The organism is Vibrio sp. Vb1755 (genome assembly GCF_033338635.1).
Classification (GTDB): Bacteria; Pseudomonadota; Gammaproteobacteria; order Enterobacterales; family Vibrionaceae; genus Vibrio; species Vibrio alginolyticus.
Genome location: NZ_JAWOTA010000003.1, coordinates 1 through 10,810, shown reverse-complemented (window position 1 = coordinate 10,810; position 10,810 = coordinate 1). Strand labels below are relative to the sequence as shown.

Below are 10,810 nucleotides of genomic sequence, written 5' to 3'. Positions count from 1 at the left end.
CCTGATAGCGCTAAAGCAACTCCAGCTGCACATAGGTTAAATCGAATCATAACTTCTCTCTCAATCCTTGGATTCATGTTCTACCTAGAACATAGGCTGCTCTTGCACCAGATAAGATGATTGGATTTACTCCACGTGCAAAAGCATCACACTCAGCATTTCAGAGAGTTTTTTTTCGTCAAAAAAAATTAAGACGGTTTTCGAGGCACTTGAGAGAACTTAACTAAAACTCGCACTCTGTTACACAGAAAGTGTCAGACTGAGTCAATAATTTATAAAATCTCAGCAGAAACTAAAATTATTGTTTACTCAGTAACGAGTTAGTTAAATGCGATGAAGGCCTTATTTTGTTGTTTATTAAGGTTTTGTTTCATTGATATAGAAAGAGAATTGAAACGAAAAATAGCCGTGAAGACGTATTAGTCACGGCTGAAGTGTTCACTCAACGCGGCGCGACGTTTAGAGGCTGCACCGGTTTCTGAGCCCTGAACGGTATGCTCAAATCCTTTACGAATGAATCGCTGATCTGGAATAAGAGGCTCAATACGGCGTATTTGAGGTGAAAGATGAGAGCCCGAGATCTGATACGCTGTCTTTCCTAATCCGGTATTCAACGTGATGACCTTGCCATCGAATTCAAATTCCGTCGTAATAAGTCGATGGTTTCGGTATACCCCATCTTCAGTGAAAACGAGACGTTCTGTTTGGTAGGGTGGCGCGCCAATCTCAATCCATTCGCCGTACACCTTTTTCGGATCAATGTGGTCTTGATAGGATAGGTGGATTTGATAGCCAAAAAACGTCAACAGACCCATCCCGAAGCAGACAAATGTACTCTTGAAGATTTTGGATTGGTGGCGAGCCAAAAATGAAAGTTTTGGTTCTTGTCGTGCTTTTCGCCTTCGGCGAGTCGAGTCCGTCATAGATCTAATTTTCTCCACTTTTTTAACATGGTGGAAACCTTCCTTTTTAAAAACAAACAATCCCGCCATTGAGACGACGAAACTATGATCTAATGTCCACTTTTACATTCAGATACACATCTTATTGATGGTTTTGTTGTTTGCTCACATTCATTACTTCGCAGTTTTTCTTGCTCGGTTTAGGTCGCCTGATTAATCCTCGTGAAAAGAGGTTCTCGCTCAGTAGCAAAGGATGTGCGTTATTACGTTGAGTTTAATGGCTTTCAAAGCTTGAGTAACGGAAAGAAACAAGGTAAAAAAGAGCGGACTTTTGATAAGGAAACCAATAATGAATATTAAGGAAAATAGCTATTTTGCTGGTAGTGTAAAATCACTGGGCTTTAACCAGAAAGATCAGGATGTTAGCGTTGGTGTGATGCTTCCTGGTGAGTACACTTTTGGTACTCAAGCACCAGAGCGTATGACGGTTGTAAAAGGTGCGCTTGTGGTCAAGCGTGTTGGCGAGAGCGATTGGACGACTTATCAAAGTGGTGAGTTTTTTGAAGTGGAAGGTAATTCTTCATTTGAGCTTCAAGTGAAAGAAGCGACTGCGTATTTATGTGAGTACTTCTAGCGTTCATTTGTTGCTCGTCATAAAACCACCTTCGGGTGGTTTTTTCGTCTATGTGCTTCACTTATAACGCATCTTTTTGGTTATTTGGGTATATACTTAATAAAAATGTACCCATCGACCAGGGAGGAAGTGATGGCAGTACAACGCAAGCATTCTGATCTCCCTCCTCGTTACGAGGACAAAGATCTCACCAATGAGCAAAGACAGCGCTTTACCGAAGTTGCCAATGCCGCTCATAAGAGACGTGAATTTTATCGACGTGCTCTAGGAAAGAGCTTAATGGGCAAAATGAAGGGCCGTGCGTTTAAAGATCACCCCACTCGTCAGCAAGACAAGCCGAACAGAACGTTGCAAGTAGTGTGGTTAATCGTATTCCTCGTTGTGGGGCTTTGGGTGATGCATGTGTTCGCTTAGTCATTAGCAAGCTTCTGGTACCGCTGGTGCATCAGATGTTGACTGTTCTTCCGTATTGCAGTGCTCATAAAAGGCGTACTGGTTTTTACCAGTATGTTTAGCTGCGTACATTGCTTTATCTGCACATCGAGTCAATTCAGACAAATCCTTTGCATCTTGCTTATAGATAGCAGCACCTACACTCATCGTTAACTCGTTAATCATATCGTAGCTTCGGTAACCTGTCGGAAACAGATTCACGATCCGTTTTAGGATGCTGTCGAGGTCATCTTTACTTTTTACATCGTAAAGCATGATTACAAACTCGTCGCCCGCAAATCGAGCGATGGAGTAGTCGTGTTTATCGGTTTTTCTGTCTTTGTTGCGAATGTTATTTTTTAATCGAGTTGCGAAGGCTTGAAGTACTTGGTCACCAATATCGTGCCCGTAGGTGTCGTTGATGTGCTTGAAGTTATCGATATCGAGAAAGACCAATGCGGTGATGCTGTCATCAGATGAGTGCTTGATTTTATCGAGCTTTGCGCGCGCCCAAGTCTCAAAGCTCCAGCGATTGGCAAGCCCAGTGAGCTGGTCAAAATATGCTAACTCCTCAATCCCCTCACGATACAGTGTTTGAATGTAATTGAGGACTTTCGTGTAGTAATACGAGAACGTGTGACACACAAACGCGGTCGCTATCAGGGTCAGCATCAATCTCCGCTCTATGATTTCTGTGGCTGCTGGCAGTCGATCTAAAAAAGCGACCCCAAAAAAGATCAGTAAAATGTAGGTGCCACTGAACAACAGACCGACCTTAAACTCATTAATTAATACCAGAGTGGCGACAATAGGATATAGCCATAACATTTTGCCTGACGGAGCATCGTTATACAGAAGTAACAATAACCCTTCGAACATTAAGACAGCACTTAGCCATAAGTCGGCGTATTGATGGTGCCGCTGGACTTTTATTACATAACTGATTGCTAAGCATGCCAAGGCACACAAAGCATGGAAAAAGCTTAAACCCCAGTTATTCTCAAGTGATTGAGCAATGGAACCATAAGTTAAACAGGCAGCGGCGATACTGGAGCATAAAAAGACAATTTTCTTTTTTCTTGTTGAGCGGATGTCCGCCATTTCTTCTAAGCGCGCCCCAGCCAATGTCGACATTACGTATCCTTGCTTAATTAACGTGTACGCTTATTCTAGGCGGTATTTTCGCGATAAATAGAACAACAAAGTTTCCAAATGTGATATCAGTCATTTTTAGTGCAAAGCCATCAGTGTGATTTGGTGCGAGTGTTCAAAGAGGAATGGTAGCGCATGCAGGTTTTCATGACGGTTCTTCATGGCTCTATATGGTTGGACTGATAACTCAAAGTAATGTATCTAGTTAGACGCATTACTATTGATTATCCTGATTCTGTTCGGTGCTTGTTGATTGAGAGTATTGTTCACCAATCTCTGCTCTACTTATCGTTAAGGCATATGTCGTTTCGAAAAGGCATTAGAAATATTTTTCCGAAACAGGGCGAAATATTGTTGTCGTTATGACCAATATGCGACTAGAATCCGCGCTAAATCACAACCTCATATCGAGCTTCGTTCGAGTCACTATTTTTAAACTGCTTCACAAATATTGTGAGGCAGTTTTTAGTTGTAGGAAAGGTTACAAGCATGCCTAAAAGCCAAAACATCAACCAACGAATGTCCATCGTGGCATTAGCTTGGCCAATTCTTGTCGAAATTTTGCTACGGACGGCTTTAGGAACCAGTGACGTGTTCATGCTGAGTGGCTACTCAGACAAAGCCGTATCCGCTGTTGGTGTGATCACGCAGATTACCTTCTTTTTAATCATCGTTTCGACGTTTGTCAGTAGCGGTACGGGGATTTTGATTGCCCAATACAATGGCGCTGGACGCGAGCAAGAGTCAGTGAGCGTTGGTGTTGCGAGTATTGCGTTGTCTGTGCTCGTCGGTGTGCTATTGAGTGTGATTGCCGTGCTTGGTGCGATATATCTACTCCCGTATTACGGCTTGGAAGCGCAAGTCGAGCAGTACGCTCATGAATATCTGCTGATAAGCGGTGCGATGACGTTTAACGTTACGATTGGCGTTGTTTTTACAACTATTCTGCGTAGTCATGGTTATTCACGTTCCCCAATGGTGGTGAATTTGATCTCGGGTGTGTTCAACATCATTGGTAACTATATTGCGCTTTACCAGCCATTCGGTTTACCTGTGTATGGTGTGCAAGGCGTGGCAATAGCAACCGTCGTCAGCCAAGTCATCGGTACGTTAATGTTATGGTTTATTCTCGCTCGCAGTAGCATTGAACTACCAATGTCGACTATGAAACAAGTACCGGCAGAGATTTACAAAAAAATCTTAAAAATCGGCGGTATGAACGCGGGTGAAGTGCTGTCTTACAATGTGGCGCAAATCTGCATTGTGTACTTTGTGGTGCAAATGGGGACGGCATCGTTAGCGGCTTTCACTTATGCGCAAAACATTGCCCGTTTCTCGTTTGCTTTCGCGCTGGCAATTGGTCAGGCTGCGCAAATTCAGACCGGTTACTACATCGGTAAAGGTTGGGTGAGTAGCATTTTAAAACGCGTACAAATCTACTTCTTAGTGGGGTTTGTGGCATCAACGGCGGCAACCACACTGATTTACCTGTTTAGAGAAGAGATTCTGCGCGTATTTACCGATCAACCAGAGATACTCGCATTGGCAGGTTCGTTAGTCATGGGCTCAATTTTGCTCGAGGCCGGACGTGTGTTTAACCTGATTTTTATCGCGGGGCTCAAAGGCGCGGGTGACATCAAGTTCCCAGTGCAAATGGGGATTTTGAGTATGTGGGGACTAGGCGTGCTTTTCTCTTACATCTTTGGCATCCACTTGGGTTATGGCGTTTTAGGGGCTTGGATGGCAATCGCTCTCGATGAATGGGTACGTGGTATCATCATGGCAAGACGTTGGCGCTCTCAGGTGTGGACCAAGTTTAAGGTGAGCTAACGGTTTTCGGTATCGCGCATCACGCTTATTCTGTTGTTAGAAAACAAAAAAAGGCACTGATAGTCAGTGCCTTTTTGTTATTTAAAATCGGGAAGACGTTAGAATTCGCACTCAGCTTGGAACACCATACGCTCTTTGCTGTATGGATGATCCAGCTCTAGCATCTCAGCATGCAGGTGTAAGCGATTCGATTTTTCGCCGTATAAACCATCACCAACCATCGGCATGTTTAACCCCATGTGATGAGCACTGTGTACACGTAGTTGGTGAGTTCGCCCGGTTTTCGGATACATGTATACCTTGCTGCGTCCATCTTTGACTTCAATCAGTTGCCAGTAGGTTTCTGCATGTTTCCCGTGTTCAAAACACACCAGTTGACGTGGGCGGTCGTCTGGGTCACCACGCATTGGCAGTGAAATTTCCCCTTCAGGCTCGTTTAATACGCCTTCGAGCAGTGCCATATAACGTTTTTGTACGCCGCGAGCCATAAACTGTTTTTGCAGACTTTTGTTCGCGCGCTTAGTTAAGGCAAACACCAAAATGCCAGAGGTCGCCATGTCGAGACGATGAATCACAAACGGCCCTTCCACATCAGGGTACATCGCTTGTAGGCGCGTATAAGCAGAGTCCTTGATAGTTTTACCAGGCACTGAAAGTAAGCCCGAGGGCTTGTTGACGACGACCATAGCGTCGTCTTGGTAGATTATCTCTAGTTCTTTGTCTTCTGCCCAATTCTCCGCCAATGGATTAGGTTCGACATCCAGCCCTTGCATCATATGGTCCAAAATCGGCTGACATTTGCTGTTGCACGATGGGTAGAATTTTTTGTGTTGGCGAACTTCAGACTTTGGCGACGCACCCCACCAAAATTCTGCCAGCGCCAGCGGTTTGAATCCGTGTTTAAACGCGTATTGAAGCAGTTTTGGCGCAGCACATTCCCCCGCACCTGCTGGTGGAACTGGGTTTGTGGTGTCCGAAAAAATGTCCACCAAGTCGCGTGCTTCGCCATGGTTGTTTAGGAAGCGGTATTGTTTATGCAATTTGTGCTGCAAAGCGTTGGAGAGCGTTTTGCGCTGCTCTTTAAGGTGAGCAAGTTGCTGCTCTAACTCAGCCAAGCGCGCTTCTTTGATTGCAAGCTGTTCATCCCACGCTTGCTTTAAGTATTTGAGAACGTTTTTCTCGGCGACACTTTGCTTACCCAACTCATCCAACAAGATTTTGAGATCATCGGCATTGAGCGTTTGCTCGCCCTGTTGGCGCTGTCGCTTGCGTGCTGCTCGGCCATCAATCATCACTTGGCGCTGTGTTTGCTCCTCTTGTTGATAAGCGGCTCGGTCGGCTTGTATTTGCGCTTTAAGATCTGCCAATTCCGGATTCGCGGCACAGGTTTTGTACTCCGCATTGGCGGCGTTGATGGCATCCGTTTCTGCGCGGAAGAAGCCTTCATCGGTCAGCATGTCGTACACAGGAGGGACAAATCCTGGAATCAAATTTTGGTCAGCAATTTTGCCAGAAAACGCACTTAAAAAGCCGAGCTCGCCTTGAGAGCTTTCTACTAGTAATACGCCAAACATTTTGCCTCGCCCCGTTTTTTCATTAACCAAACCAAAATCGTGTTCGAAGTCGGTTTGCACTAATAAGTGCTGTTGCAATTGCTTTGCGGCCATAACGCAAAGAGGATGCGGCGTGTAGTAGAACGGAAACGTAAACTGCGTTGGTAATTCATAATCAGAAGTATCAGCAGTAAAACGAGTAAAACAATGTTCAGGCGAGTGCATGGTGGGTATCCGCGCGAGTAAAAATTCGAGCGAGGATTGTACCTGTTTGAGTCAGGATTGCCATGTCAGTGTTGGCAATCGCTCTTGGATTAAGAACAAGAGCGAGTGGGGAAGAGCTTATTGCAGTTTTTGTAATGCAAGCTTCCACTGTGCCGGTTTGTCGTAGTAGGTCGAGTGCGGCAAGGTCAAGTACTCGCCATTTACTTCTGCAATCAGGGTTGGATAACCACCAACGTGTAACTGTCGCATCAATTGTCGGCTAGAGCGAATTCTCTCGTTTAGCTCGGCTTCGCTTAACGTCATGTTTTGCTCCCACGCATCACTTGCTAAACCTAGCGATTCTGCAATGGCTTTGAGCGTCGATGCTTCATTCACTTTTAACCCGAGCTGATAATGCGCAGATTGGATGGCCTTTAGCATGTGCCATGGATTCAGCCCCATTTTTTCCGCACTCAAGATCGCTTGTGTTGGTAGATAAGAATCAAGAACAAACGCATCTTCGCTTTTCACGCGTTGCAGATATGCTTCACCAAACGTCGCTCCGGTTTCGGTTGCAATACGAGCGTCACTGTTGATGATGTGCTGACGAAATTCAGGTTCAATCGCGCGTTTCTCAATCATACCGCCGGGATGAAGCTCTACCTTAAATTGAGAGGTGTCCATCAAGGCTTCGATGAGTGGTGATGCCCCGTAGCACCAACCACACATGGGATCGAAGAAGTAATGCACGGTTACCATGACATTTCACCAGTATGCACTTTCGCACCGATTTCTAGCGCGATTGGCAATTGAGCTTCTGGGTATTTCGCAGACATGGTGTCAATGAGTTGAACGCTGTTATTGCTGTGTTTTTTCGCTTGCTGAAAATCCTGCAAGTATTGTTGCGAGTAGCGAATGGTGTCTGCGTTCAGCTTTGTGCCTGCTTTCATGTGACCAGGAATGACCACTTGAGGTTTAAGCGCAAGCATCTCGCTAAGTTGCTGCTCCCAAGCATTGATGGCGGTCTGGTCAGCGGCATCTGCCATCCACAAATGTACGTTTGAGTACACGGCTACGTTACCTAGAATCGCTTTGTTATCTGGAATCCATAGGTAAGGGCGGTGTGCTGATGTGCCATGGTTACCACGAATTTCAATCTTATGACCTTCTAGCTCCAATGATGCTTTATCGTACGCGACAGGGATCACTGGTTTTACCGGTGCGTTTGCGCCAAGCTTTGGTCCCCAGTACGCCAGCTTTCCAGCCAATTTCTCTTTAATAATTTTTTGAACCGCAGGCGTTGTGATGATCTGCGCATCAGGGAACTGTTGGTGTAAGGCCTCTGCGCCAAAGTAGTAGTCTGGGTCCGCTTGGCTGATAAAAATGGTTTTAAGCGTTTTGCCTGAGTCCAGCACTTTAGCGGCAATGCGCATCGCGTCAGCTTTGGTGAAGCCAGTGTCGATAACCATGGCGTCAGTCTCACCGTATACCAAGGTTGAGTTTACGTGGAAGCTGTTACCGTCGGCGTTGTAAACCTCAAGAGTAAGGGGAGAGTGGTTTGCCGCTAGAACAGGGCTTGCCATTAAAATGGATGCAGCAATCAAAGTGAATTTTTTCATAATAAGCTCCTAAAGAATTTGGGGCCAAGCGACCATGGCTTGGGAACGGGAGCTATATTAGGAAATTGATACGCTCGGAAAAATACACAATAATGTGCATCACTATTTCTTATTTCGAGCAAATGTATGGATAGAGTAACGGCAGCAAAAGTGTTTGTGGATGTGGTGTATTCTGGCAGTTTTACCGCGACCGCAGAGCGGTTAGACATGTCTCGGCCAATGGTGACTCGTTATGTAGAGGCTATGGAGAACTGGCTGCAAACTCGTTTGTTACACCGCACCACGCGCAAGGTGTCCCTCACCACCGCAGGGGAGCGCAGCTTGCCTCAGATTGAGCGCTGGTTAAAACAGGCCGATACATTAACGTCGAACATTGCCGCTGATGGTGAGCTGTCCGGAAAAATCCGTCTTGCGTCTAGTACTTCATTTGGATTCTCACAGTTGATCCCCGTAGTAAACAGTTTTATGCAAAAGCACCCCAAAGTGCATATCGACATAGATCTGCAAGATTCAGTGAGTGATCTAACCGAACAACGTATCGATCTGGCGATCCGAATTGCGTCAGATCCCGATCCTTCTTTGATTGGTAAGCCGATTGCGGTGTGCGAATCGGTGTTGGTAGCATCACCGCAATATTTACAAACTCACCACGCGATCGCGCATCCGCGAGATTTATCTTCACACGACTGTTTGGGATACAAAAACTTTGAGCGCCACGTGTGGCATTTGTCTCAGGGCGACCAGTTCGAATCGGTGGGAATTGAGTGTCGCCTAACCAGCAATGAGGCCACGGCGTTATTGCATGGCGCTTTACAAGGCATGGGTATTTCGATGTTGCCAACTTACTTGAGCAATATCTATCTCAAATCGGGTCAGCTTGAGTCGGTGTTGCCGGATTGGAAGCCAAATGATCTCAACATTTACGCGCTGTATTCATCACGTAAACACTTGTCTCCTGCGGTGAGAGCTTTCATCGATCACAGTGAAGATTACTTTAAACAGCATCCTTGGTAATCGCGATAGGCGTCGTCATCCCGACTTGAGATTCATACAAGATCCTGTACCTTACATGGATATATTTTCGCAGCGTCATTTAGAGTTTTAGTTAATGTCACAAGTTCGCATCAAATTTATTGCTTCCGATATGGATGGCACATTGCTTGACCAATACGGTCGTTTGGATCCGGAGTTTTTCGATCTGTTTTTGCAACTGGAAGAGCAAGGTATTTTGTTTTCCGCTGCGTCTGGTCGTCAGTATTACAGTCTGCGAGACACGTTCGCGCCAATCAAAGACAGACTGTTGTATGTGGCTGAAAACGGCACCTTGGTGATGTACCAAGACAAAGAGCTCTACAGTTGCACCATTCCTAAAGCGGAAGTGGCGGAGATTGTGAAAGCGGCTCGTGAAATTGACGGAGCGAACATCGTATTGTGTGGCAAGCGCTCGGCGTACATCGAAACGCATGATCAGCAATCGCTGGAAGAATTTCAAAAGTACTACCACCGCTGTGAATATGTGCCGGATTTGCTTGAGGTCGAAGACGAGTTTATTAAGGTAGCAATTTGTCACTTTGACGGTTCGGAAGAGCTCCTGTTCCCGACCATGAATACGAAGTTTGGCGCAACGCATAAAGTCGTAGTGAGCGCAAAAATTTGGCTGGATGTGATGAATGCCGAGGCGTCTAAAGGCGCGGCCATTCAGCACCTTCAAGAGACGATGAATTTTACTCCGGCAGAAACAATGACGTTTGGTGATTACCTCAATGACCTTGAAATGCTGCAAGTCAGTGAGCATTCGTACGCGGTTGCCAACGCGCACGAAGAGATTAAGAAAATTGCTCGTTATTCTGCGCCAAGCAACCAAGAGGCTGGGGTACTCAAAGTGATTAAAGAGAAAGTGTTAGCGAAGTAACGCTCATTTTTTCGATGTTATTTTCTTCTTCACGTAAAAAGCCCCGCATACACTGCGGGGCTTTGTTTTTTTGGGGGGGAGTAATGTTCCCGTTTTTAGCGTACGTACTTGGCGGTTGCGCTGACTAAAAAGTGTTGCAATTTCCCGTCTGATTTTGGCACCCACAAGTCGTTATGATAATGGTAAATACGGCCATTGACGGTCACAGACAAGGTATTATCACCCGTTTGCTCCATGCGAATAAACTGATCCGAAGTGACCAAAAACGGCTCTTGCTCTTCAATGCTCTGGCCCGTTGCCAATACGAAGTAGCCGAATCGGTTGCCAGCATCCGGATCGGTTGAGTAGATTCGATGCCCAACTAGGCTATAGTCGTCGTTGAGTGCCTGCTCAAGCGTTTTTTGCCCGATGGTTTCGTGCGATGGAATAAATACCCAAGCCAACACACCTGCCGCAATGACTGCCAGTAGAAGCAGTACTTGCATGAACTTTCTCATCATATATACCGTTTAACGTTGAAATTTCATTTTGTACATGCGCTTATCCGCTATGCTGATAAGAAAGTCAACATT

At 45.7% G+C, this 10,810-nt stretch carries 11 protein-coding genes; 5 read left to right on the top strand and 6 right to left on the bottom strand.

Going from position 1 to position 10,810, the window contains the following annotated elements; translation table 11 throughout:
* Positions 1-419: 419 nt before the first annotated feature.
* Positions 420-923: a DUF2850 domain-containing protein gene (locus R7E00_RS04615; protein WP_171344999.1), complete on the bottom strand. Its 504-nt coding sequence runs from the start codon at positions 921-923 to the stop codon at positions 420-422.
* Between the two features lie 328 nt (positions 924-1,251).
* On the opposite strand from R7E00_RS04615, the gene R7E00_RS04610 reads away from it, so the two are divergent.
* Both R7E00_RS04610 and R7E00_RS04605 read left to right on the top strand, forming a co-directional pair.
* Positions 1,252-1,536: a pyrimidine/purine nucleoside phosphorylase gene (locus R7E00_RS04610; protein WP_005383244.1), complete on the top strand. Its 285-nt coding sequence runs from the start codon at positions 1,252-1,254 to the stop codon at positions 1,534-1,536.
* Positions 1,537-1,668: 132 nt separating this feature from the next.
* On the top strand, positions 1,669-1,950 hold the full coding sequence (locus R7E00_RS04605) for a hypothetical protein (RefSeq protein ID WP_005374405.1): 282 nt from the start codon (positions 1,669-1,671) through the stop codon (positions 1,948-1,950).
* 3 nt (positions 1,951-1,953) lie between these two features.
* Here the strand turns inward: R7E00_RS04605 and R7E00_RS04600 are convergent, their stop codons facing one another.
* Positions 1,954-3,102, bottom strand: a complete 1,149-nt coding sequence (locus R7E00_RS04600; protein ID WP_005374403.1) for a GGDEF domain-containing protein — start codon at positions 3,100-3,102, stop codon at positions 1,954-1,956.
* 507 nt (positions 3,103-3,609) lie between these two features.
* On the opposite strand from R7E00_RS04600, the gene R7E00_RS04595 reads away from it, so the two are divergent.
* Positions 3,610-4,950: an MATE family efflux transporter gene (locus R7E00_RS04595; RefSeq protein ID WP_025768746.1), complete on the top strand. Its 1,341-nt coding sequence runs from the start codon at positions 3,610-3,612 to the stop codon at positions 4,948-4,950.
* A gap of 98 nt (positions 4,951-5,048) precedes the next feature.
* On the opposite strand, the gene R7E00_RS04590 is transcribed toward R7E00_RS04595, so the two are convergent.
* The 3 genes from R7E00_RS04590 to R7E00_RS04580 all read right to left on the bottom strand — a co-directional run bounded on the left by R7E00_RS04590 (position 5,049) and on the right by R7E00_RS04580 (position 8,326).
* A complete protein-coding gene (locus R7E00_RS04590; protein ID WP_262606187.1) occupies positions 5,049-6,728 on the bottom strand; it encodes an RluA family pseudouridine synthase in 1,680 nt (559 codons plus the stop codon).
* Positions 6,729-6,845: 117 nt separating this feature from the next.
* Complete coding sequence (locus tag R7E00_RS04585; protein WP_140113296.1) at positions 6,846-7,466, bottom strand: DsbA family protein; 621 nt, start codon at positions 7,464-7,466, stop codon at positions 6,846-6,848.
* Positions 7,460-8,326 carry an MBL fold metallo-hydrolase gene (locus R7E00_RS04580; protein WP_017633829.1) on the bottom strand — a complete coding sequence of 289 codons (867 nt, stop codon included), beginning with the start codon at positions 8,324-8,326 and terminating at the stop codon, positions 7,460-7,462. The genes R7E00_RS04585 and R7E00_RS04580 overlap by 7 nt, the downstream gene beginning before the upstream one ends.
* Before the next feature lie 126 nt (positions 8,327-8,452).
* Here R7E00_RS04580 and R7E00_RS04575 point away from each other — a divergent pair, with 126 nt between their 5' ends.
* Positions 8,453-9,340, top strand: a complete 888-nt coding sequence (locus R7E00_RS04575) for a LysR family transcriptional regulator (protein WP_005383264.1) — start codon at positions 8,453-8,455, stop codon at positions 9,338-9,340.
* A 94-nt stretch (positions 9,341-9,434) separates the two neighbouring features.
* Entirely contained in the window at positions 9,435-10,238 is an 804-nt protein-coding gene (locus tag R7E00_RS04570; RefSeq protein ID WP_025768751.1) for a Cof-type HAD-IIB family hydrolase, read from the top strand.
* Positions 10,239-10,333: 95 nt separating this feature from the next.
* Here R7E00_RS04570 and R7E00_RS04565 read toward each other — a convergent pair whose 3' ends face one another.
* Positions 10,334-10,738, bottom strand: a complete 405-nt coding sequence (locus R7E00_RS04565) for a hypothetical protein (RefSeq protein WP_044129611.1) — start codon at positions 10,736-10,738, stop codon at positions 10,334-10,336.
* Between the last annotated feature and the right edge of the window lie 72 nt (positions 10,739-10,810).